We start from the raw sequence: 21,673 nt of genomic DNA, 5'->3' as shown, positions 1-21,673 counted from the left end.
GGTGCCGCGCCTGCTACTCGTATCCCTGCTCTTGCTGACCGCCTGCTCCGCCGTGCCCGCCCCCCAGGCGACGGCCGTGAAGACGGCGGTCGAGAAGGCGGCGCCCGCGAAAACCGCGCCGAAGCCTGTCATGGTGCCCTCCGGGGTGACCACCGGCTATGTCGTGTACGACCGGCGGAAGAAGAAGGTGACGGTCAGCCGCAACGTCCACAAGCGGTTCCGCTCGGCGTCGGTCGTGAAGCTCATGATCGCGATCGATCACCTGGAGCGGGTGAAGAAGCCGAACCTGGCGCTGATCAGGCCGATGCTGCGGGTCAGCGACGACAACGCGGCGACGCGGCTGTGGACGCTCGGGGGGCAGGGCAAGATCGTCCAGCGGGTCGCGAAGAAGCTGAAGCTGGCCGACTCGGGGCCGCCCCCGGCGCATCAGCCCGGCTTCTGGGGCTACACCGCGATCAGCGCGCTCGACATCGCCAAGGTCTACCACTACATCCTTGAGCAGGCCTCGCCGGCCGTCCGGGACACGATCATGGGCCAGCTGCGGCAGGCGGGCCCGTGCGGGAGCGACGGCTTCGACCAGTACTTCGGCATCCCGCGCGGCGTCGCCAAGCCGTGGGCGGTCAAGCAGGGCTGGTCGGGTTACGGCTCGGTCCCGCCGGTCCGCTGCAAGGGCAACGGCGCGGCGGCCTCCTACACCGCGCCCTCCCCGGTCGACTTCCGGAACGCGGTGCTCCACACGACCGGCGTGGTCGGCCAGGGCGACCGCTACATCGAGGTCGTCCTGACCACCCAGACCTCCCGCTGGTCCGACTCCGTCACGAAGATCACCCGGCTGGCCCGGGACGTCCACCGGGCGGCACTCGCCCGATGAGACTGGGACGACGGGTCGCGGAGGCGGCCGAGATCGCACTGGCGACCCGCAAATACGTCACCGTCGTCGACGTGCTCACCGGCCTGCGCTGGGTGCACACCCGCCACGTCGAGAGCTGGCGGCAAGGCCGCGCCGGGTCGCTGGAGGAACTGGCCGCCGTCGACGCCGCCCGGATGACCGACGCGGCCGCGCTGCTGGCCGAATGGGCGGGCGACCGGGGCCTGATCGCCGGTGAGACGGCCTACGTCTCCGGCAGCCGCGACCGCTCGGCCCTCCGGTTCACCCGGAACGGCTCCGAGGAGCAGGAGCGCGCCTTCTGCCGCCAGTGGATCAGCCCGGCGATGTCCGACGCGAGCCGCCGCCGCCTGGCCGAGGCCCAGAACCGCCCGCCGGACCTGCGCGTGCTGGTCCCGCAGGAGCCGTGGCGCTGCGCCGGCTGCCGCGACACCGGCCCCTACCTGATCATGGAAGACGCCTCTCCCTACTGCCTGACCTGCGCCGACATGGACCATCTGGTCATGCTCCCGGCGGGGAACGCGGCCCTGAGCCGCCGGGCCAAGAAGGAGAGCGGCCTGTCGGCCGTGGTCGTCGAGTACAACGCCCGCCGCAAGCGCTTCGAACGGCGCGGCGTCCTCGTCGAGGAGGCCGCCCTCGCCCGCGCCGAGGAGCTCTGCCTGGAGGACGAGGAGGTCCGCACCCGCCGCCGCGCCCGCGACGCGGAACGCCGGGCCGGCCAGGACGTCGAGTTCCACGCGCGGATGGCCGCCGAGATCCTCCGCCTGTTCCCCGGCTGCCCCCGGGCCGACGACATCGCCGCCCACGCGGCCCTGCGCGGCAGCGGCCGGGTGGGCCGGACCTCCGCCGCGAAGGTGCTCGACGAGTCGGCGATCACCCTGGCCGTGGTGGCGTCGGTCCGGCACATCGACACGGCCTACGACGAACTGCTGATGAAGGGCGTCCCCCGGATGACCGCCCGCGCCCAGATCAAGGACCGCATCGACGCGGTGCTGACGTCGTGGCGAGCGGCGGGATGAGGTCAGTCCCTTATCGGGCGGACCCGGTCGAAGGCCTGTTCGGCCTGGGCGGCCAGCGTCGCGACGAGGTCCTCGGCCGAGGGCAGGTCGGCGATGAGGTCGACGGCCTCGCCCGCCCAGACGATCGGCGGGACGGCTCCCCCGGCCATCTCCTCGCGCGACCGCCTGGCGGCCTGGGGGTCGGCGGCGAACTCGTCCTCGCGGCCGCGCCAGCGGTCGATGAACGGGTGGGCGAGGCTGCGGCCGTCGTACTTGCCGGGCCAGTCGGAGCCCCGGGCGATGTCCAGGACGCTGCTGCGCTCGGTGTGCTCGCCCTGGCCCTCGACGATCGCGCGGGTGACGGCGGGGTCGGCCAGCGCCTCCACGGTCGCCTGGAAGCGGGTCCCGAGCAGCGCCCCGGCCGCGCCGAGCACGAGCGAGGCGGCCACGCCCCGGCCGTCGGCGATGCCCCCGGCGGCCAGCACCGGCGTGGGGCCCGCCATGTCGGCCACGACCGGCACGAACGGCAGCGTCGACCGGCCCCGGCGCGCGCCGTGGCCACCGCTCTCGGTGCCCTGGACCACGATGACGTCGGCGCCGACGTCCAGCGCCTGCCGGGCCTCGGCCAGGTCGGTGACCTGGATCATCAGCAGGGTGTCGGAGCGCCGGATCGGCTGGAGGAACGGCGTGGGGTCGCCGAACGCGAGCATGATCGCCGCCGGGTCGAACTCCAGCGCCTGCTCGACCGCCGCGACGTCGGCCGCCCAGCAGAGGAACCCGACGCCCCACGGCTCACGGGTGCTGTGGGCGACGATCGGCAGCTCCCGTTCGAGCCACGCCCGGTCGCCCAGCCCGCCGCCCACGAACCCGAAGCCGCCGCCCCGGGACACCGCCGCCGCCAGCGCCCCTCCGGCCGACCCGGCCATCGGCGCCGACACGATCGGGTGGCGCACCCCGAGCAACTGCGTGAAACTCGTCGTCAATCCCATGGAGCCATCATCGCGCGGGGTCACTCGGGGGCCGTGTAGCGCTCCTCCACCAGTTCTCTGATCCTGGCCCTGCCCTCCTCGGCGCTCCCGCCCGACCGCTCGACCTCGGCGACGGCGGCCGACAGCTCCTCGTCCTTGACGCACTCGGCCATCCAGTGCGAGTAGTCGCCGTTGTCCCGGTGGAACTCCCACGTCTCCTCGTCGACGCCCTCGCCGAGCCGCAGGAAGAGGTTGAGGTTGTCGGCCTTGAGGTTCAGCCGGTCGTCCGGGCCGCGGAAGTAGAAGCTGGAGTCGTCGCCCAGCGTCCCGGCGGCGTACTTGCGGATGTGACGGCGGCGCTCCCCCTCCGACGGGGTGAGCGTGAGGTGGACGGGGTCGTCGCCCGGCCGCCAGAGCAGCAGGTCGCCCGTCTCCAGGGAGCCGGGCACCTCGCAGCGGTCGGTCTGGCTGAAGGCGTCCAGGACGCCGGCGGGCTCGTCGCCGACGGCGATGACGGCGGTGAACTCGTTCAGCACCGGCTCGCTGACCGAATCGGGGTGGACGGTGATCGCCAGCACCGACCCGGCGTCGTCCAGCGTCCCGGACGACTGCAGGTGGAACCCGTCGGGGACCATGTGGTGCGCCTCGTCGATCACCAGCCAGTGCGGCCGGCCGACCCGGGCCCAGACGGCGGCCAGGCGCATGAGGAGTTCGGCGAAGTAGCCGGGCCGGTCGTCGAGCGGGACGCCGAGCAGGTTGACCACGACGCTCCGCGACGACTCGTCGACGATCTTGAGCACCTCGTCGTGGGTGGGCCCCCGTTCGGGGTCGCCGAGGACGACGGCGTCCCCGAGCCCCTCGGCGTAGTCTCCCTCGGGGTCGATCAGGCAGATCTGGTAGCCCGCCTCCTGGATGCGCTCCACCAGCGCCGACGCCGCGGTCGACTTGCCGCTGTGGGAGGGCCCGGCGATCAGGACGCGTTCGCCGTAGGCCCTGATGTGGATGTCGTCGTCACCGGCCGTGCCGAGGAGGATGTCGTGGCGGTCCAGCACCACACTCGCCAGGTCCTCCTCGACGAGCAACCCGGCCAGCTCGACTACCCCCGCGCCGCGCTCGCCCTCGGTCACCAGGTCGCAGGTCTCCTTCAACGCGGGCACCGCGTTGGCGACCGCGACCGCGCACTCGCACGCGGCCAGGAAGGCGTGGTCGTTCTCCGCGTCCCCGACCCCGGCGACGCTGTGCGGCGACAGGCTGAGCTCGTCGAGGGCGGCCTTCAGGCCGGTGGCCTTGTTCACCCCGGAGGGCAGGACCATCACGGCGTCCTTGTTGAAGACGATCTGAAGCTCCAGCCCCATCTCCTGGATGACCGCCAGCACGGTCGCCTCGTGCGGCCTCCAGGTCGCCACGATCCCCGACCCGACGTCGACCGGATCGACCCCGCGCTCCCGCAGCCGCTCGACGAACTCGGGTCTCGGCGGCCCGGCGAGCACGACCCGCTCCTGCTCCTCGGGCCGGTAGAGCAGCGCCCCGTTCTCGGCCACGACCCGGTCGAACAGGTCGAGACGGGGGAAGAGGTCGATGAGCGTGTCCAGATCCCGTCCGGTCACCAGGATCAGGCGGCGACCCGACCGGGCCAGCCGCTCCAGCGCCTCGACGGTCGCGTCGTCGACCCGCCCGTCGGTGGCGATGGTGCCGTCGTAGTCACAGGCCAGTGCTTGAAAGCGCATCCCTCCCGGCTGCCCTGACTACGGGAGCTGAAGCGTCCTGCGGCGTTCCCCGGCGGGAGTGAGGGTGAAGGTGTCCCTGAACGTGCCGGCGCCGCAGCGGGCGGCCAGCAGGACCGCCTCCTCGTACGCCGAGTCGTCACCGTTCCAGAAGTGGAAGAAGACCATGGGGTCGGCCGGGTCGCCGGTGGCGTAGCCGAGGGTCTTCCCGTGACGGGGATCTCTCGGGCCGAAGAGCGCGGAGGGCGGCCCGAACCTGTCCCGCACGTCGCTGAGCGTCCGGTCGCCGCCGCGCAGAGCCAGCGCTCCTCTCATGGACGCGTACTCGCCGGCGGTCAGCAGCCGATCGGTCCGCAGCCACCCCTGGGCCCTGACGAACTCCGCGTAGACCGACGCCACCACGTGATCGTCCGACCTGGCGGTGTCCGGCAGGACGTCCCGCACCGCTCCGGTCACTCCGGTGGGCCAGAAGGCGTGGCGGGAGCGCATCGCCTCGCACTCCTTCTCCCACGCGTCCTGCCTGCCTTCGGCGTAGACCACGTGGTCGAGCATGGTTTGGAGAACGAATTCGTCGCCGTACAGGCCGGGGCGGCGCAGGGCGGCGTTGAGCTGGTCGAGGAGGTATCCGCGGATCTCGTCGGCGGTGCGGGCTGTCAGGGCGCTGCCCGCCAGCCGAGGGCCGGGCCCAGGTGGGTGGCCATGTCGGTGAGAATCTGCACGTAGTCGGCGTGGTCGAAGGTGAACGGGAGGGCGAAGGCGACCTCGTCGATCTCCTGGAAGGCGGCGTGGGCGTGGAGGCGTTCGGCGATCTCGGCGGAGGTGCCGACGAGGTCGGGGGCGAACATCAGGCGGGCCGGGCCCTGCGGGGTCGCCGTTCGGGGGGTGCGCTTGGCGGCGAACTCCTGGTACTTGGCGCGCTGCTCCGGGCTCGCGCTGTCGGTGGGGATGACGACGAGGCCCTGGGAGACGCGGGCGCGGTCGCCGTCGGGGTGGCGCTCGCGGAAGGCGCGGATGTGGGACAGCTGGATCTCGGCGAAGTCCTCCGACTCCTCGGCCTTGACAACGCTGCTGGTCAGGAAGTTCATGGAGTGCTCGCCGGCCCACCTGGCCGAGCTCAGGCTGGCGCCGCCGTACCAGAGGCGGGAGCCCAGGCCGGGTGAGTGGGGCTGGACCCGGTCGGAGAACACCTCGAAGCCCTCGACGCCGTGGAAATCGGTGGCCTTCTCGCCGCGGACGAAGCCGAGCAGCCGCCGGACCCGCTCGTAGGAGAAGTCCTCCACGTCGGCGCTGTCAGGATAGAGCGCCTGCTTGACCTCGTCGTAGTGCATCGGAGGGCCGACGCTCACCCCGGGGTTGAGGCGTCCCCCGGACAGGAGGTCCAGGGTCGCCAGGTCCTCGGCCAGCCGCAGCGGGTTCTCCCACCCGAGGGGGATGACGGCCGTGCCGAGCTCGATGCGGCTGGTCCGCTGGGAGGCCGCCGCCAGGACGGCGACCGGGGAGGAGATGCCGAACTGCAGGTGACGGTGGCGCACCCAGACGCTGTCGAACCCCAGCCGCTCGCCCAGCTCGATGATCTCCAGCGTCGACTCGTGCCCCCGGCGGGGATCGGCCTCGTCGAACAGGCCGATGGTCAGGAAGCCCAGCTTCCGCAAAGGTCGCGAGGTCGGCGGCACGGTTCCCCCTCAGATCGGCACGGCGCCACCATCATCGCAGCGCGGGGTCCAGCCTCCGCAGGTGGCGTAGGCGTAGGTGCCCTTGGGCAGCGTGCTTCCTGCCGGAGGCGGTGTCACGGCCCCGTCGCCGGACAGCTTCAGCGGCATCGCCGCGCAGGCCGAGCTGAAGCAGGACCGCGCCCACGCCATCCGCTACGCGTCGGTTAAGGGGTGCGCCACGAACGTCTGCCCCCTTGTGGTTTCGGTTGGACAGCGGGGGCTGGACATCAGTTGGTCACGGGTCGGGCTCGATCCGCGCCCAGCGAGGTGATCGCGCCGGTGAGCTGGTCGCTGAGGTGGGTGATGGCGGAGACCGTCCGGGTGGTCGGGTCGTCGTCCTCGCCGCCCATCGCCCTGGCCCGCCGGTAGGCGGCCTTGACCTCTTCCCACCGCACCTTCTGCGCGTCGGTCAGCACCCCCCGCAGCTCGGCCAGTTTCAGCAGGTTCGACTCCGCCCCCGAGGTGAGGGTCTGCGCCTCGCCCAGGTAGTGGTCGTCGATGATGCCCTCCAGCTCCGCGTCCGTCAGCACCGGCACCACCCGCTGGGCGAGCTTGTTCATGTTCCGGTACGACCCCTGGAGCAGGAACGGCGGCTCGGTCCGGCTCGCGTCCGACTGGGCGGCCGAGGCGATGTAGGCCCGGTTGCTGGCCAGCACCACCTCCTGGAGGCGGAGCATCTTCCGCAGGACGCTGAGGATCTGGTCGAGCTCGACCGCGCTGTAGGGATGTTCGAGCTGGTCGGAGCTGCCCTCACCCCGGGCGAGCCGGACCAGCTTCTCGACCTCGCCGTGGTCGGACACGGGCGCCAGGACCGAGTTGGCCGTCAGCGCGTTCTCGATGTAGCTGAGCGCGAACAGGTCGTCCTTGCCGCTGAGCACCTCGCCGAGGTTCCACACGTCGGCCCGGTTGGCCAGCATGTCCGGCACCCGGAAGACCTGGCCCGACTCGGTGTACGGGTTGCCCGCCATGCAGACGGCGAAGCGCTTGCCCCGCAGGTCGTAGGTCCGGGCCGTGCCGTTCCAGACGCCCTCCATCCGCCGCTGGGCGTCGCAGAGCGAGATGAACTTCTGCAGCAGCTCGGGCGAGGTGTGCTGGATGTCGTCCAGGTAGAGCAGCACGTTGCTGCCCATCTCCAGGGCGAAGGAGATCTTCTCCACCTCCGACCGCGAGGTCGCGTCGGGCGCGTCGGCGGGGTCGACCGAGGTGACCTCGTGGCCCAGGGCCGGGCCGTTGACCTTGACGAACACCAGGCCGAGCCGGCTGGCCACGTACTCCATCAGGGTCGTCTTGCCGTATCCGGGCGGGGAGATCAGCAGCAGCAGGCCCATCCCGTGGTCGAGCTGCTTGGCCAGGTTGTCGCCGATCAGCGGCAGGTAGACCTGGTCGATGAGCTGGTTGCGGACGAAGGAGTCCATCACCTTGGGGCGGTATTCGTCCAGGCGGAGGCGCTTCTTCTCGGCCACGACGAGCTCGCCCCGGCGTCGCTGGTAATCCCGGTAGGCCGGCACCCGCTCGGCCCGGAAGATCCGGGTCCGGGCGAGGAACTCGTCGAGGCGCAGCTCCATCGAGCGGCCCTGGATCCGGGGGTGCGCGCCGAGGAGGCCTTCGACGACCCCGTCGAGCGACGCCGCCGACTCGTACCGGGGCAGGTCGCACAGGAGCAGCGCGACGACCTCGGGTGAGACCTCGCCCTTGCCGAAGGCGGCCAGCCACGCGCGGGCGAGCTGGATGCGGGCCGGGAGGTCCAGCGCCGACAGCTCGTCCTCGAAGGCGGCGAAGCGTTCCGCGCCGAGAGCCTCCTGGAAGCCGTCCAGGAAGGCGCGCGCCGTCGCTGCGGTGACGAAGCCGGTGGGCGCGGAGGCGAGCTCCTCGATCAGGTAGTCGGCGGCCAGTGACGCGGGGCCCTCGAAGCAGCCGTGGGCCTCGATCGCCGCGGCCAGTTCGGCGGCCAGCTCACGCAGCGCCTCCTCGCCGCCGCCGAACAGCTCCCGGGCGCGGGTGAGGGACTGCGCCCTGACCTGCCACGTCTCGGAGGGACGGCCGAACGCCCAGAAGAACTGCGCCGCGGCGCGGGCCGACGGCAGGTGCCGCAGCAGGCCCGCCCCGGCGTGCAGCCGCGTCACCACGTCGAGGATCCTCACCGCGTCGTGGTCGTGGACGCCCCGCTCGTAGCCCTCGTCGTACCGCGACTCCGCCGCCCGGCGGACCGCCTCGGCGACGTCCCCCTCGACGGGGAACAGCGAGGCGGCCAGGTACTCGCCCCGGTAGACCTCCTGGGTCTCCGACACGAGCAGCTGGTCCCAGAAGCCCCTGGTGTCGTCGAACCCCGTCACCGGGGCCCGGTAGTCGGTGCCCGTGACGGCGAACGACAGCGACCCCTCGTGGGGCACGAGGGTCAGGTCGAGCGGCTGGGTGTTGATCGCGAACCGGTGGCGGCCGAGCTTGACGGTGTCGCCGTCGAACAGGTCGGTCCGGTCCCTGAGCGCTCGCCCGGCCTCCTGGCGGGCCGCCCTGACCCGGCCGTCGAGCTCGTCGGCCCGTACGGAGTCCCCGAGCTCGCGCAGGTCAGAGGCGACCGCGCGGAGTTTCGCGACCATCGGGTCGGCGGCGAAGTAGGCGTTGACCTCGTCGAGAGTGGCGAGCGTCGAGGAGCGCCGCCGCACCGTGCCCAGCAGGCGGTCGGCCGACTCGGCGAGCCGGTCGGCCCGGCGGGCCCGGTCGTCCAGAAGGGTCTGCTTGCGGGCCGAGAACGCCTCGTAGACCTCTTCCCGTTTGCGTTCGAGCTGCGCGAGGAAGTCGTCGAACTCGCCGAACCGGGACTCCAGTCCCTCGATCTGGAGCAGGAGACGGCCCAGCCGCTCGTCGCACTTCTCCGGAGAGTCCGCGCCGGTCAGCCCGGCGGTCACCGCCTGGCCGAGCAGGCCGAACTCGGCGGCGAACTCGGCCCGGCCCTCGGAGGCGAGGAGTTCCCGCCGCCGCGCGTCGAGCGTCGCCCGCACCCGGTTGATCTCGGCGAGGACCGCGCCGACCTTCTCCAGGATGACGGTACGGGCGGTCGCCTCGACCTCCAGCGTCCCGACCACCTCGACGAGCGTCTCCAGCCCGTCGGACTGCTCGGCCAGGCGCTCCGACAGCGGCGCCGCGCCGGCCACGGTCGCGATCGCCTCCGCCTCTTCCGCGAGCGCGCCGACCGAGGCGTGGAAGCCGGTGAACGCGTCGTCGCGCTGCAGGTCGGCGAGGACCTGGGCGGCGGTCTCGGCGACCAGGTCGGAAGCGGTCCGGTCGAGCGCGTCGAGGGCTTCGAGGTCGGCGTACCGGCGCTCCCGCAGGGTCACCAGGTGGCCCTGGACCCGGCGCAGGTCCGCCAGCCGGGCGACCCCGGTGGAGGTGATCGAGGAGATCCGCTCCCGCGCCTCGGCCACGGCCCGGGCGGCGTCCTCGGTCAGGCGCTGCACGTTCTCGAACTCGTCGAGCACCTGCTCGGCCGTGCCGCGCAGCGCCGTCAGCGGGTCGTGCAGGCCGTGCTCGCCCAGCCAGTGGTAGGCGTCGGCGATCCGGTCGCACGCCGCGATCAGCGCCTCGAAGACGGCCTGCGCGGGCGCCATCTCGCCGACCATCCGGGCCACGGACAGGCAGTCGGACACGCCCCTGACCAGCTCACCGTTGCCGATCCGCTCCAGCGGGCCGGTGCCCACGGGGGTCGCCGACTCGACCGCGAACGGGGTGTCCCACACCTGCATCGGGTGCACGCGGGACGGCTCGTCAGAGGTCGCCCGGAACACCACGAGCGTGCCGTCGTCGAACAGCGAATAGCCGTGACAGGGCAGCGGGTTGGCGACCTCCTTCCGGATCACGTTGTACGGAAGCAGGAGGTAACGCCCCTCCTCCCGCGCGTGGAAGACGTAGAGCACGTCCTCCTCGCCCCGGATGACCCGCTCGAACTCCAGCGCCGCGACGTCGGTCTCGAACGTCTTGGCGACCCCGGTCGTCAGGTAGTAGCCGCCGGGGAAGATGATCCCCTGGTCCTCGGGGAGCCGCTGGCAGGCCTGCCCGATCCCGTCGAGCCGGGTCACCGACTTCGTCCGCGTGTTGAAGACCAGGTGACGCCACTCGGTCTCCTTGTAGGGCCGGATCTTCAGCAGGATCAGCGGCCCGACCCGGGCGTGCAGGACGTCGGCGTCGGCCAGGCTCTGCAGCCGCTCGGTCACGGGCTCGGAGTAGACGCCCTCGCCCGTCTCGGTGTTGTTCTCGACCTTGATGGTCAGGTCGCCGCCGACGGTCTCGACGAACAGCTCGCCGCCGATGGAGATGTGCGGATGCCGCCCCAGGACGTGGTCGTCGCGGGTCGTCTCGGCCCACTCGAAGTCGTGGGAGGGCGGCAGGACGTGGTCCCGCTCGCCCCGCGAGTCGAGATAGGACAGGGCGCCGTCGGCCGACATCGTCCACCGCAGCACCCGGAGGTCCTGCGGCCCGGTCTGGAAGATCGCCAGGAGCTTGCCCTCGATCTTCCGCAGCTGGAGCAGCCGGGTCTCCTTGTAATACCGGTAGAGCTCGGCGAAGTCCTTCTCGAAGGCCGGGTCGCCGAAGACGCTCTCCGAGGCGGAGAACGCGAACGCGTCCCCGTCGCGGGAGAACCGGTGGAAGGAGAACACGTCGGCCACGCTGGTCTGCGGCCGCAGGCCGATGAACACGTTGTAGCCGAAGATCATGGTGTCGCCGGCGGAGACCGCGTCCCGGGGGACGCAGTTGTTCTCGGTACGGATGCGCTCGGTCCCGACCAGCCGCATCTCCGACCCGCCGAACACCGCGAGGCGCCGGGCGTTGAGCTCCTCGGCCCGGCCGGAGAGGGCTTTGGCCTGCTCGGCCAGCCGGGCGCGGAGGATCTCGTAGGTGCCGGCGTCCAGCGCCGTCACTTCTCGACCGGGGTGATCGCCGGGCTGCCGCCGTTCTTCATCAGGGTGGCGAGGAACGCCGACACCGTCATGTCGCGCACGGCGCCCGAGTCGACCCCGGACACGATCTTGGCCAGGTCGCCGGTGAGGCTGGCGTCGCCGTTCAGGTAGGGCTCGGCCAGGGTGCGGGCGACCTCGGAGTTGTCCACGAACCCGTCGACGCTCTTGCCCATGCTGACCGCGCCGACGAGCTTGTCGAAGAAGACGCTGTCGCCGCCGACGATGTCGATGTTGGCCTTGGCCAGGCCCGCCGACAGGACCTCGGCCTGCGCCTCGGCGACCCTGCGGTGCACCTCGACCCCGGCCAGGCGGATCTCCTTCTCGGCCTCCAGCCGCAGGCGGTACTCCTCGTGCCCGCGCGAGGCGTCGGACATCGCGGCCAGCGCGGCGGCCTTCTCGGTGAGGCCCTCGGCCTCGGCCTTGAGCTTCTCGCCGACCATCATCGCGGCGGCCACGGCCTTGGCCTGCTCGCCGTCGGCCTCGGCCTTGAGGCGCTCGCGGGTGCCCTCGGCAGAGGCCAGGGCCTTCTCGCGTTCGACGATCGCCTCGGCCTTGCCGACCTTCTCGATCGCGGCGGCCTCGCGCTCCTTGACCTGCACCTCGGCCAGGCCGGTCGCGGCGGCCTCGGCCTGCACGCCCTCGGCGAGGCGGATCTTGGCACGGGCGTCGAGCTCGGCGGCCTGCTGGCGCGACTCGGCCAGCACGAGCGCCTCGCGGGCCTTGAACTTCGAGGCGGCCTCGGCGGCCTCGGCGGCCTTGATGTCCTTGACCAGGTGCTCCTGGGCCTCGGCCTCGGCGGCGATGATGACCGACTGGCGGGTGCGCTCGGCCTCCTCGACGACGCGCAGGCGCTTGATGCTCTCCTCCTGCTCGGCGACGGTCCGCTCGACGGCGATGCGCTCGCGCATGACCTCGGCGATCGAGCGCTTCTCGACCTCGAGCTCCTTCTCCTTGGCGATGCGCGACAGCTCGGTCTCCCGCTCGCGGGCGATGACCTCCAGCAGGCGGTCCTTCTCGATGCGCTCGCTCTCGATGGCGATCACGCGCTCGCGGTTCTTCTCGGCGACCGCGACCTCGCGGGCCTTGTTCTCGTTCTGGACGCCGAGCTGCTCGTCGGTCTTGATGGCGGCGGCCTGGGCCTTGAGGCGCTCCTCGGCGCGCACCCGGGAGATCTCGGCCTCCTCGCGGGCGCGCATGGTCTCGACCTCGCGCTTCTGCTTGATCTCGGCGTCGGCCTGGCGGCGCTCCAGCTCCAGGATCGCCTCCCGGGCGTCGACGTTCTGCCGGGTGATCTCCTTCTCCTCGTTGCGCTGGAACTCGTTGGTGCGGACGTGCTCGATCGCCGTCAGCTCGGTGATCTTGCGGATGCCCTGCGCGTCGAGGATGTTGGCCGGGTCGAGGCTGGACAGCGGGGTCTGCTCCAGGAAGTCGATGGCCGCGTCCTCCAGCGAATAGCCGTTGAGGTCGGTGCCGATGACCCGGATGATCTGGTCGCGGAACTCGTCGCGCTGTGTGTAGAGGTCGACGAAGTCGAGCTGCTTGCCGACGGTCTTGAGCGCCTCGGAGAACTTGGCGTTGAACAGGACCTGGAGCGTGGTCTCGTCGCTGGCGCGGGCGGTGCCGATGGCCTGGGCGACCTTCACGACGTCCTCGGCGGTCTTGTTGACCCGGACGAAGAAGGTGATCTTGATGTCGGCCCGGATGTTGTCGCGGCAGATCAGGCCCTCGTGGCCGGACCGCTCGATCTCGATCGTCTTGACCGAGATGTCCATGAACTCGGCCTTGTGCAGCACCGGTAACACCACGGCACCGGTGAAGGTGACGTCGACCCGGCGCACCTTCGACACGATGAGGGCCTTGCCCTGCTCGACCTTCTTGAACAACCGGCTGACCACGACCGCCAGCGCGATGGCGATGATCAGGACGACCGCGATGAGTATTCCGGCTCCGGCAGAGATGACGTCCATGTTCACAATCCCCGTTCGTATGGCATGACCCAGAAGAACTCACCGTCCGGGTCGTACTGGAAGATCAGCGCGGCCCCGCCCGCGCGGAAGCTGTCGGTGCCCGTCTGACGCACCTGGATGACCGCGGTCGAGCCGTCCTCGGCGCGCACCTCGGCCTGACCGAAGTCGGTGGAGACCGACTGTGTCCTGATGACGCACATCTGCCCGACGAAGTCGTGCCGCGAGGGCACCTTCTCGGGTGCGGGCGTGAGGCGGCGCACCAGAGCGGCGGCGCCGAACCCCACGACGAGCGCCCCGGCCAGGACGACCGGCCCCGGCGCGGGGACGAGCACCGACCCGGCCAGCGCGGCGAACCACCCGACCGCGACGAACGCCGAGATCGCCGGCGCCGGAAGACCGTCGAGGTCGAGCACACCGGCGGCGACGAGCAGCCAGTATCCGATGACGACGATCAGCGCGAAGCTGAACAGGACGGCCGGAAATCCCAAGGCGGCGTCCAGAAAATCGCGCAACTTGTGTCCCCTAGAGCGAGACGCGGACGGCCGAAGGCCGGCCGTGGCTCGCGTTGTGAATCTGCCGCAAAGAACCGCAATTGCGCCGTTCCCCCTCTTGCAAACGTGGAATCTACCAGCGGGAGTTCCAAGGGAATAGGCTCATTTATGCCGTACGCCCCTGCTTGGCGACGGCCCAAATCCCCAACGCCGCGAGCGCGGCCATCTCGGTGAACACCAGCCCCCGCTCGACCGCCCCGAGCCCGACCGGCATGGCCCGCCACCACGGGATCCCGTCGCGGGCCGCGGTGTACGCCACCAGCACGATCCCGGCGATCCACACGACGGCCCCGAACCCGAGGACGGCGGCCACCCTGGCGAAGGTGTCCTGCCAGGGGCGGGCCAGCAGGATGACGGCCACCGGCAGGCACACGAACGCCAGCGCACTCCCCGCCCGGTGGATCGACCCCTCGACGGACGGCCCGAGAGCCCAGTTGTGCTTGGGGAACGTCGCCACGATCAGCAGCCCGAGACTCCACCCGAACAGCGCCACGACGCCAAGGCGGTTCCGGCCCTGGGCCATCAGCGTCACCCCGATGCCGAGCGACCCTGCGGCGATCAGCACCACCGAGACGGCGAACAGCCAGCCGTACTCCCCCAGCTGGTGTTCGCTGATGGTCCGGCGGGCCAGGTCGATGCCCGAGGAGAACTCCAGCGTGAGAATGGCGGCGGCGGCCACGAAGATGGCCCCGAGTCCGGCCTGGGCGGGAACGCGCATGCTCTCTAAAATGCCACCATGCTCGTGGTGCAGCGGGTGGTGACTCGCTGGTCCAAGGCCGGCCGCGGTGCGGCCGCGGCCACGCTGCGGGGGTCGCTGCCGGATCGGGTGCCGCTGCCGGCCTGCACGGGAGAGGCCGTCTTCCACGACGTGGTCGCCTCGCCCTGGTCCGAACGCCTCCGCGAGCTCACCCTGCCCGCCACGGTCGCGGGCCTGCGCGTCGAACCCGGCGGCCGGGTCTCCCGGGCCGGCGTGTTCGCCTCCTACCCGAGGAACCGGCGGCAGGTCCCGCTGTTCACCCTGGCCCCCGGCGGGCGGGCCCGCTATCGGGCCAACTTCCGCTTCAGCGGCCACAGCCTGGAGTGGTACTACGAACAGTGGACCGTGACCCTGGCCCTCGACGCCCCACTCGACGGAGAGCTCGATTTCGACGTCGACGACCGCGTCAGGCTCTATCCCTGAGGGCCTTGAGCGCCCGGTCGGCGTGCTCGGTCATGGTGACCTCGTTGTGGACGACGTCGATCAGCCGGAAGTCGGCGCCGATGACGAAGGTCATCCGCCGGGTGACGAACGGCCCGACGGCGACCGAGCGGCGCACGCCCATCTGCTTGGCCACCACCCCGTCGGCGTCGGACAGCAGCGGGTAGTCGAGCCGGTTGGCCTCGGCGAACATCTTCTGCCGCTTCGGCCGGTCTTTGCTGATCCCGACCCGGACCGCTCCAAGGGCCTTGAATTCGGCGGCGAGGTCACGGAAATAGCAGGTCTCGGCGGTGCATCCGGAGGTCATGGCGGCCGGGTAGAAGAAGAGCACGACCGGCCCTTCCTTGAGATATTCGCTGAGGCGACGGGTCTCCCCGTTCTCGTCGGGAAGCGCGAAGTCCGCGACGAGTTCACCGATATTCATGGATCACTTTCTACCAGTGCGGGATGTCGCGCATCATCCGCCCGAACCACCACATCCGCCCAATCCTGCGGCCGCACCTCGCTGAGATACCGCTCGAACGCGGGCAGCGTCCACTGCTCCTCCGTACGCCTGCGCAGCGCCCCCGCCGACAGACTCAGGTGGACGGAGAAGTCGAGCGGCAGCCCCTGCCCGAGCAGCAGCGGCCCGTCGAGGATGACAACGGCGTCCGGCGGCAGGACCTGATAAGGCGCACGGGTGGCCCGGTCCTTCTCCGCGTCCCACAAAGAGGGGACGACCCGCCCGGTCCCCCCGGGTTCCAGCGGCGCGAGGACCTCCCGGGTCAGCCCCTTCACGTCGAGCCAGCCGTCGTAGTAGGAGTCGGGATCCTGTCTGCCGAACTCGTAGCGGAGCGAGGCGGCCCGCAGGAAGTCCTTCGCCGACACCCTGAGCACGTGGCGCCGGACCCGCAGCCTCTCCGCGACCCGATCGGCCAGCTCCCACGGCCGCGCGGCGTCGGCCCCGTCGACGGCCACCCTCACCCAACCGGAACGCTGCGAGATCGCCTCGGCCAACTCCCCGGCGAGCCCGTCGACAGAGATCGGCCGCACACCCATCCGCCCATCATGCCCGGGGGAGGTGCGATCTACAGTGGGCGGCATGGGCATGGTGAAGACGGTCGGGCTGGTGCTGCATCCGCGCCGGGACTCCAAAGAGGCCATCGACACGATCATCGAGTGGGCCCGGCATCGGGGGGTGACGGTGCTGGGGCTGCCCGAGGAGGTCGGGCGGATCGACTGCACCGCGCTGCCCGTGGGGCCCGCCGAGCTGGCCGCGCGGTCCGATCTCATGGTCAGCCTCGGCGGCGACGGGACCATGCTGCGGGCGATGCGGCTGATCGCGGGGCTGCCGACGCCGGTGCTCGGGGTCAACCTGGGGAAGCTCGGGTTCCTGGCCGAGATCGACGTCGAGGAGCTGCCGCCCGCGCTGTCCACCATCGACGCCCACGCCCATCAGGTCGAGGCTCGGATGGCGGTCACGACGCGGCTTCCGGCCGACGGCGAGGTGCTGGCGTTCAACGACATCGCGCTCGTCCGGCATCCGGGTGACGGGATGGCGGCCGTGTCGGTGTCGGTGGCGGGGCATCCGTTCGTGCGGCTGGCGGCCGACGCGGTGATCGTGGCGACGGCGACCGGGTCCACGGCCTACAGCTTCTCGGCCGGTGGACCGATCGTGTCGCCCAACGTCGAGGGGTTCCTGGTCGTTCCGGCGGCGGCACACTCCACGTTCAACCGGGCGCTCGTGCTGTCGGCCGACGAGGAGGTGACCCTCGAAGTGCTGCCGACCAGCGGGCACATCGCCGTCGAGGTCGACGGGACGATCTTCGGGCACCTCTCCCCCGGCGACCGGATCACCGTCACGGCGGTCCGGGCGGCGGCCCGGGTGGTGCGGCTGGGGGCGACGACCTTCTACGAGCGGGCCCGGCGGAAACTGCGGGTCAACGGCAGCGCCGAGGTCGACTAGGGCAGTTCGTCCAGGCGGGCCCGCAGGTGGCGGCGTTCCGGTTCGCTGCCGGCCAGGCCCAGCGCCTCGCGGAACGCCTCGGCCGCCTCGGGCAGCCGGCCCAGCCGCCGCAGCAGTTCGGCCCTGGCCGCCGGGTAGACGTGCAGGCCGCGCAGGCGGGGCTCCCCGGCGAGGGCGTCGAGCAGGGTCAGGCCCGCTTGCGGGCCGTCGCGCATCGCGATCGCGACCGCGCGGTTGAGGTCGACCACGGGTGAGGGCGTCAGCGACCGGAGGACGTCGTACAGGTGGACGATCTGCGGCCAGTCGGTCGAGGCCGCGTCGGCGGCCGTGGAGTGGAGGGCGGCGATGGCGGCCTGGACGCCGTAGGGGCCGGGCGGGCCGCCGGTCAGGGCCCGCACGACCAGGGGTTCGCCTTCGTCGATCATGGCGCGGTCCCACCGCGAGCGGTCCTGGTCCTCCAGGAGGACGAGTTCCCCCTCGGGGCCGGTGCGGGCGGCGCGGCGGGCGTGGGTGAGGAGCATCAGCGCCAGCAGGCCGGTGACCTCGCGTTCCGCCGGGAGGAGCCGGTGCAGGATGCGGCCCAGGCGCAGCGCCTCCTCGGCCAGGTCGTGGCGGAGCAGGTCGGGGCCGGCGCTGGCGGCGTAGCCCTCGGTGAAGATCGAGTAGACGGCCCGCAGGACGCCGGGGAGACGGCCGGGCAGTTCGCGCGGCTCCGGCACGCGGAACGGGATCCGCGCCCCGCTGATCTTCTTCTTGGCCCTGACCAGGCGTTTCGCCATGGTCTCCACCGGCACGAGATAGGCCCGCGCCACCTCCACGGTCGTCAGGCCGGCCAGGTAGCGCAGCGTCAGCGCACCCCGGTCCACCTCGGGGAGCGCCGGGTGGGCGCAGGTGAAGAACAGGCGGAGCCGCTCGTCGGGCAGGCCGCCGTCGGCGCCGGGATCGGCCGGGGCCGCCCGGTCGGCCTCCACCTGGAGGAGGGCGAGCCGGGCGGCGTACGCCTTGTCGCGGCGGAGCCGGTCGACGGCGCGGCGGCGGGCGGTGGTCATCAGCCAGGCCCCCGGGCTGGCCGGGACCCCGTCGACCGGCCACTTGAGCAGGGCCGCCTCGATGGCCTCGGAGGTCACCTCCTCGGCCAGGTCGAGATCGCCGAACCGCCGGACGAGCGCGGCCAGCAGACGGCCGCGCTCCTCGCGGAAGATCGCCTCGACCGAGGCGCCGACGTCACCCGTCATAGGTCAGGCGTACTCGGCGACCGGGCGGACCACCACGGTGCCGCCGCGGGCGCCGGGGCAGCGGGCCGCCCAGTCGGTGGCGGCGTCGAGGTCGGGCACGTCGATGACGTAGAAGCCGCTGAGCGCCTCGCGGTCCTCGGGGCCGTCGGTCACGACGCGCTCGCCGCCCGCGCCGACCGTGACCGAGGTGGCCAGCGACGGGTCGGCCGGCGCCTCACCGGCGACGAGGATCCCGGCCTCGCGCACCGCCCTGGCGTAGTCCAGCCAGTCCTGGACGGCGCCACCGCCCGAGCCGTGGATCAGCAGCAGGTACTTCACCGGATCAGAACTGGGCGACCGGGCGGATGACGACGACGCCCTCCGACGAACCGGGGCAGCGGGCCGCCCACTCCTTGGCCGTCTCCAGGTCGGGGACGTCGACGACGTAGATGCCGCCGAGCACCTCCCGGCCCTCGGCGAACGGGCCGTCGGTGAAGACGTGCTCGCCGCCGACCGTCCGGACGATGGTGGCCTCGCCGCCCGGGTCGGAGAGGGCCTCGCCGGTGACGTAGTGGCCGGACTCGCGGATCGACTTGTCGTAGTCCATCCAGGCCTGGAAGTCGCCCTCGCCGCCTTCTTCACCGGTGGCGTAGATCAGGAACATGTACTTCATGTCGATTTCCTTGTCTCGTGAGGTCGTACGGGATGACGACGAACGGCCTCCGCCCGGATGGACACCCCGACCAGAAAAGTTCGGACCACTTTTTCAGGCGCTTGAAAGCGACCTGTGCGGAAATGCCGGACATGAGACGAGCGATCGCAGCACTGGGAGTGGGGCTCGCCATCGCCGCCTCCCTGATCACACCGGCCCGAGCCGACGCGCCACCCGGCCCTGACACCACGCTCCGAACCTATTATCAGCAGAAACTCATCTGGACCGACTGCGAGAAGGGCTTCCACTGCGCCCTCATGCAGGTCCCGATCGACTACCGCCGCCCGGCCGCCGGGCAGCTCTCGATCAGCGTCGTGAAGCTGCCGGCCACCGGCGCCCGCCAGGGGTCGATCGTCCTCAACCCGGGCGGTCCGGGCGGTTCGGGCGTCGACTACGCCCGCCTCGCCACCGACGTGGTCAGCCCGGCCGTCCGGGCCCGCTTCGACGTCGTCGGGTTCGACCCGCGCGGCGTGGGCCGGTCGAGCCCGATCCGCTGCTTCACCACCGAGGAGATGAACGCCCGCACCCAGGCTGACCCCAGCCCCGACACCCCGGCCGAGAAGAAGATCAACGCCGACCTGACCGGCAGGACGGCCACCCTCTGCCGGGAGCGCGCGGGGGTGCTGCTCCCCCACGTCGGCACCGCCGACGCCGCCAGGGACCTGGACGTCCTGCGCGCCGTCCTCGGCGATCGGAAGCTGACCTATCTCGGCAAGTCCTACGGGACCTACCTGGGCGCGACCTACGCCGAGCTGTTCCCCGGCCGCACCCGGGCGCTGGTGCTCGACGGCGCCGTCGACCCGACGGTGTCGCTCACCGAGACCTCGCACCTGCAGGCCATCGGGTTCGAGCGGGCGTTCACGGCCTTCGCCCGGGACTGCGCGAGCAGGCCCGGGTGCCCCGTCACGACCAAGGACGAGATGCGGAGGCTGCTGGCCTCGATCGACGCCAAGCCGCTGAGGAGCACCGCCGACCCCGCGCGGCCGGTCACCGAGGGCATCGCGCTCATGGGCGTGATCGCGCCCCTCTACGACAAGGCGGCCTGGCCGACCCTGCGGCAGGCGCTCACCAACGCCAAGACCAAGGGCGACGGCACCCTGCTCCAGCTCATGTCCGACTCCTACTTCGGCCGCGTCAACGGCGTCTACGACAACTCCACCGACGTCAACATCGCGGTCAACTGCCTGGACTACCCGGCCCCCACGAAGCGGGAGCTGGCCGTCACGGCCAGGAAGACGATCAGGGCGGCCCCCCTTTTCGGCCCCTACCTGGCGAGCGACGAATCGCCGTGCCGGAACTGGCCGGCGCACGGCGTCAAGAAGACCCTGCGCGCCACCGGATCGGCGCCGATCCTGGTCGTCGGCACCACCCGCGACCCCGCCACGCCCTACGAATGGGCGAAGGCGCTGGCCGGGCAGCTCGACAACGCGACCCTGCTGACCTACGACGGCGACGGGCACACGGCCTACCGGCTGGGGTCGGCCTGCGTGGACGCGGTGGTCGACCGCTACCTGCTGACCGGGACGATCCCGGCTACCGTCCCTTCATGCTGACCGTGCACAACGCCGCGCTCCGCGGCCGCTCCGGCCGGTGGTCGCTGACGATCGACCGGGGCCGCTTCACCTCCATAGAACCCGACCCCGGCACGACCCCCGCCACCCCCGCCCTCGACGCCGGGGGCAACCTGGTCACCGAGCCCTTCGTGGACGCCCACCTGCACCTCTGCAAGGTCCACACGCTCGACCTCGTGGGCGAGGGGCCGCTGACCGCGTACACGCGGGGAACCATGGGCGCGGCCATGGACGCCATCGACGGCGCGGCGGCCGTGAAGAGCCACCAGACCGAGGAGGCCGTCACCGGGCGCGCCCGGTCGGCGCTGGTCGAGTCGGTCCGCCACGGTGTCCGGGCGGTGCAGGCGTTCGCCGACGTCGACCCGGTGGCCGGGCTGACCGGCGTGAAGGCGCTGCTGGCGCTGAAGGCGGAGTTCGCCGCGTTCGTCGACGTGCGGGTCGTCGCCTTCCCGCAGGACGGCCTGCTCAAGGTCCCCGGCACCGAGCGGCTGATCGAGGAGGCCGTCGACCTGGGGGCCGACGTGGTCGGCGGGATCCCGTGGATCGAGCTGACCGACGCCGACGCCACGGAGCACGTGCGCCGCATGGTGGCGCTGGCGAGACGCACCGGCAGGAGGGTCGCGATGCTCGTCGACGACGCGGGCGACCCCGGCCTGCGCACCACGGAGACCCTGGCCGCCGAGCTGATCGCACAGGGCATGACCGGCCGGGCCAGCGCCCAGCACGCCCGCGCGATGGCCCTCTACCCCGAGCCCTACCTGCGCAGGCTCACCGAACTGTGCAAGCGCGCGGGGCTCGGCCTGGTCAGCGACCCGCACACCGGCCCGCTCCACCTGCCGGTCCTCCCGCTGACCGACGCCGGGGTGCCGGTCGCGCTCGGCCAGGACGACATCGAGGACGCCTACTACCCCTTCGGCCGCCACAACCTGCTCGAAGTCGCCTTCCTCGCCGCCCACCTCCTCGGCCCGAGCCGCCTCGACGACCTGTACGACATGATCACCACCACCGCCGCCCGCGTCATCGGCCGGGACTCCGAGGGTCTGAAGGTCGGCGCGGCGGCCGACCTCGTCGTCCTCGACGGCGCCACGGTCCGGCAGGCGCTGACCCGCCACCACCCGCCCCGCCACGTCGTCGTCGGCGGCGAGGTCGTCGCCTCGACCAAGTCCGAGACCCACTTTCCCGCGTTCACCGGAAAATCGGCGTAACCCCCCTTATGGTGAGGTCTCGGTGCGGAGCGACGCGTGTACGGAGTGTCACCGCGAGACCTGATGGAGG

The 21,673-nt window shown here is 71.7% G+C and carries 20 protein-coding genes; 6 read left to right on the top strand and 14 right to left on the bottom strand.

All coding sequences use genetic code 11. The annotated features are described in order from the left end of the window. Window position 1: 1 nt before the first annotated feature. Both AW270_RS28955 and AW270_RS28950 read left to right on the top strand, forming a co-directional pair. Window positions 2-871, top strand: a complete 870-nt coding sequence (locus AW270_RS28955) for a serine hydrolase (RefSeq protein ID WP_218009377.1) — start codon at window positions 2-4, stop codon at window positions 869-871. Next, on the top strand, window positions 868-1,905 hold the full coding sequence (locus AW270_RS28950) for a DUF2293 domain-containing protein (RefSeq protein WP_061299285.1): 1,038 nt from the start codon (window positions 868-870) through the stop codon (window positions 1,903-1,905). The genes AW270_RS28955 and AW270_RS28950 overlap by 4 nt, the downstream gene beginning before the upstream one ends. 2 nt (window positions 1,906-1,907) lie before the next feature. Here AW270_RS28950 and AW270_RS28945 read toward each other — a convergent pair whose 3' ends face one another. From AW270_RS28945 to AW270_RS28910, 9 genes are all read right to left on the bottom strand, one after another. Beyond that, on the bottom strand, window positions 1,908-2,873 hold the full coding sequence (locus tag AW270_RS28945) for an NAD(P)H-dependent flavin oxidoreductase (protein ID WP_061299284.1): 966 nt from the start codon (window positions 2,871-2,873) through the stop codon (window positions 1,908-1,910). 20 nt (window positions 2,874-2,893) lie between these two features. Next, window positions 2,894-4,579: an HAD family hydrolase gene (locus tag AW270_RS28940; protein ID WP_061299283.1), complete on the bottom strand. Its 1,686-nt coding sequence runs from the start codon at window positions 4,577-4,579 to the stop codon at window positions 2,894-2,896. Between the two features lie 18 nt (window positions 4,580-4,597). Continuing rightward, window positions 4,598-5,128 (bottom strand): hypothetical protein, encoded by a 531-nt coding sequence (locus AW270_RS28935; RefSeq protein WP_082801907.1) that lies wholly within the window; start codon window positions 5,126-5,128, stop codon window positions 4,598-4,600. Between the two features lie 101 nt (window positions 5,129-5,229). After that, window positions 5,230-6,249, bottom strand: a complete 1,020-nt coding sequence (locus AW270_RS28930) for an LLM class flavin-dependent oxidoreductase (protein WP_061299282.1) — start codon at window positions 6,247-6,249, stop codon at window positions 5,230-5,232. A gap of 9 nt (window positions 6,250-6,258) precedes the next feature. Next, on the bottom strand, window positions 6,259-6,438 hold the full coding sequence (locus AW270_RS39130; protein ID WP_157522772.1) for a hypothetical protein: 180 nt from the start codon (window positions 6,436-6,438) through the stop codon (window positions 6,259-6,261). Window positions 6,439-6,515: 77 nt separating this feature from the next. Next, complete coding sequence (locus AW270_RS28925; RefSeq protein WP_061299281.1) at window positions 6,516-11,201, bottom strand: DNA repair ATPase; 4,686 nt, start codon at window positions 11,199-11,201, stop codon at window positions 6,516-6,518. Then, on the bottom strand, window positions 11,198-13,207 hold the full coding sequence (locus AW270_RS28920; RefSeq protein ID WP_061299280.1) for a flotillin family protein: 2,010 nt from the start codon (window positions 13,205-13,207) through the stop codon (window positions 11,198-11,200). The genes AW270_RS28925 and AW270_RS28920 overlap by 4 nt, the downstream gene beginning before the upstream one ends. A 2-nt stretch (window positions 13,208-13,209) precedes the next feature. After that, window positions 13,210-13,719 (bottom strand): hypothetical protein, encoded by a 510-nt coding sequence (locus AW270_RS28915; RefSeq protein ID WP_061299279.1) that lies wholly within the window; start codon window positions 13,717-13,719, stop codon window positions 13,210-13,212. Between the two features lie 145 nt (window positions 13,720-13,864). Further along, a complete protein-coding gene (locus AW270_RS28910) occupies window positions 13,865-14,476 on the bottom strand; it encodes a DUF998 domain-containing protein (protein ID WP_061299278.1) in 612 nt (203 codons plus the stop codon). An 18-nt stretch (window positions 14,477-14,494) separates the two neighbouring features. Between AW270_RS28910 and AW270_RS28905 the strand changes: the two genes are divergently transcribed. After that, complete coding sequence (locus AW270_RS28905) at window positions 14,495-14,938, top strand: hypothetical protein (RefSeq protein WP_061299277.1); 444 nt, start codon at window positions 14,495-14,497, stop codon at window positions 14,936-14,938. On the opposite strand, the gene AW270_RS28900 is transcribed toward AW270_RS28905, so the two are convergent. Together AW270_RS28900 and AW270_RS28895 are read right to left on the bottom strand one after the other, a co-directional pair. Beyond that, the gene (locus AW270_RS28900; protein ID WP_061299276.1) at window positions 14,922-15,380 is read right to left on the bottom strand and encodes a peroxiredoxin; all 459 of its coding nucleotides are present in this window, start codon (window positions 15,378-15,380) and stop codon (window positions 14,922-14,924) included. The genes AW270_RS28905 and AW270_RS28900 overlap by 17 nt on opposite strands. After that, window positions 15,377-15,994 carry a nucleoside/nucleotide kinase family protein gene (locus AW270_RS28895; RefSeq protein ID WP_061299275.1) on the bottom strand — a complete coding sequence of 206 codons (618 nt, stop codon included), beginning with the start codon at window positions 15,992-15,994 and terminating at the stop codon, window positions 15,377-15,379. The genes AW270_RS28900 and AW270_RS28895 overlap by 4 nt, the downstream gene beginning before the upstream one ends. A gap of 43 nt (window positions 15,995-16,037) precedes the next feature. On the opposite strand from AW270_RS28895, the gene AW270_RS28890 reads away from it, so the two are divergent. After that, window positions 16,038-16,901 (top strand): NAD(+)/NADH kinase, encoded by an 864-nt coding sequence (locus AW270_RS28890; RefSeq protein ID WP_157522769.1) that lies wholly within the window; start codon window positions 16,038-16,040, stop codon window positions 16,899-16,901. Here the strand turns inward: AW270_RS28890 and AW270_RS28885 are convergent. The 3 genes from AW270_RS28885 to AW270_RS28875 are packed head-to-tail and all read right to left on the bottom strand — an operon-like array spanning window position 16,898 to window position 18,788. Continuing rightward, complete coding sequence (locus tag AW270_RS28885; RefSeq protein WP_061299274.1) at window positions 16,898-18,136, bottom strand: RNA polymerase sigma factor; 1,239 nt, start codon at window positions 18,134-18,136, stop codon at window positions 16,898-16,900. The genes AW270_RS28890 and AW270_RS28885 overlap by 4 nt on opposite strands. 3 nt (window positions 18,137-18,139) lie before the next feature. Then, window positions 18,140-18,454 carry a YciI family protein gene (locus AW270_RS28880; RefSeq protein WP_061299273.1) on the bottom strand — a complete coding sequence of 105 codons (315 nt, stop codon included), beginning with the start codon at window positions 18,452-18,454 and terminating at the stop codon, window positions 18,140-18,142. A gap of 4 nt (window positions 18,455-18,458) precedes the next feature. Then, complete coding sequence (locus AW270_RS28875) at window positions 18,459-18,788, bottom strand: YciI family protein (protein WP_061299272.1); 330 nt, start codon at window positions 18,786-18,788, stop codon at window positions 18,459-18,461. A gap of 131 nt (window positions 18,789-18,919) precedes the next feature. On the opposite strand from AW270_RS28875, the gene AW270_RS28870 reads away from it, so the two are divergent. Together AW270_RS28870 and AW270_RS28865 are read left to right on the top strand one after the other, a co-directional pair. Then, complete coding sequence (locus AW270_RS28870) at window positions 18,920-20,380, top strand: alpha/beta hydrolase (RefSeq protein WP_218009376.1); 1,461 nt, start codon at window positions 18,920-18,922, stop codon at window positions 20,378-20,380. Further along, window positions 20,374-21,603 carry an amidohydrolase family protein gene (locus AW270_RS28865; RefSeq protein WP_061299270.1) on the top strand — a complete coding sequence of 410 codons (1,230 nt, stop codon included), beginning with the start codon at window positions 20,374-20,376 and terminating at the stop codon, window positions 21,601-21,603. Before AW270_RS28870 ends, AW270_RS28865 begins: the two co-directional genes overlap by 7 nt. Window positions 21,604-21,673: the final 70 nt, after the last annotated feature.

The sequence above is a fragment of the Herbidospora cretacea genome, from assembly GCF_001570605.1.
In the GTDB taxonomy this organism is placed as follows: Bacteria; Actinomycetota; Actinomycetes; order Streptosporangiales; family Streptosporangiaceae; genus Herbidospora; species Herbidospora cretacea.
Note: the sequence above shows the minus strand (reverse complement) of the source record. Positions and strands in the feature narration are given on the sequence as shown.

Excerpts from the sequence above, each read along its gene's own strand:
- AW270_RS28890 (WP_157522769.1), top strand. The coding sequence starts at position 16,038 with ATGGGCATGGTGAAGACGGTCGGGCTGGTGCTGCATCCGCGCCGGGAC.
- AW270_RS28875 (WP_061299272.1), bottom strand. The coding sequence starts at position 18,788 with ATGAAGTACATGTTCCTGATCTACGCCACCGGTGAAGAAGGCGGCGAG.
- AW270_RS28885 (WP_061299274.1), bottom strand. The coding sequence starts at position 18,136 with ATGACGGGTGACGTCGGCGCCTCGGTCGAGGCGATCTTCCGCGAGGAG.
- AW270_RS28870 (WP_218009376.1), top strand. The coding sequence starts at position 18,920 with ATGAGACGAGCGATCGCAGCACTGGGAGTGGGGCTCGCCATCGCCGCC.
- AW270_RS28900 (WP_061299276.1), bottom strand. The coding sequence starts at position 15,380 with ATGAATATCGGTGAACTCGTCGCGGACTTCGCGCTTCCCGACGAGAAC.
- AW270_RS28910 (WP_061299278.1), bottom strand. The coding sequence starts at position 14,476 with ATGCGCGTTCCCGCCCAGGCCGGACTCGGGGCCATCTTCGTGGCCGCC.
- AW270_RS28945 (WP_061299284.1), bottom strand. The coding sequence starts at position 2,873 with ATGGGATTGACGACGAGTTTCACGCAGTTGCTCGGGGTGCGCCACCCG.
- AW270_RS28905 (WP_061299277.1), top strand. The coding sequence starts at position 14,495 with ATGCTCGTGGTGCAGCGGGTGGTGACTCGCTGGTCCAAGGCCGGCCGC.
- AW270_RS28920 (WP_061299280.1), bottom strand. The coding sequence starts at position 13,207 with ATGGACGTCATCTCTGCCGGAGCCGGAATACTCATCGCGGTCGTCCTG.
- AW270_RS39130 (WP_157522772.1), bottom strand. The coding sequence starts at position 6,438 with ATGGCGTGGGCGCGGTCCTGCTTCAGCTCGGCCTGCGCGGCGATGCCG.
- AW270_RS28940 (WP_061299283.1), bottom strand. The coding sequence starts at position 4,579 with ATGCGCTTTCAAGCACTGGCCTGTGACTACGACGGCACCATCGCCACC.
- AW270_RS28935 (WP_082801907.1), bottom strand. The coding sequence starts at position 5,128 with ATGCTCGACCACGTGGTCTACGCCGAAGGCAGGCAGGACGCGTGGGAG.
- AW270_RS28895 (WP_061299275.1), bottom strand. The coding sequence starts at position 15,994 with ATGGGTGTGCGGCCGATCTCTGTCGACGGGCTCGCCGGGGAGTTGGCC.
- AW270_RS28950 (WP_061299285.1), top strand. The coding sequence starts at position 868 with ATGAGACTGGGACGACGGGTCGCGGAGGCGGCCGAGATCGCACTGGCG.
- AW270_RS28865 (WP_061299270.1), top strand. The coding sequence starts at position 20,374 with ATGCTGACCGTGCACAACGCCGCGCTCCGCGGCCGCTCCGGCCGGTGG.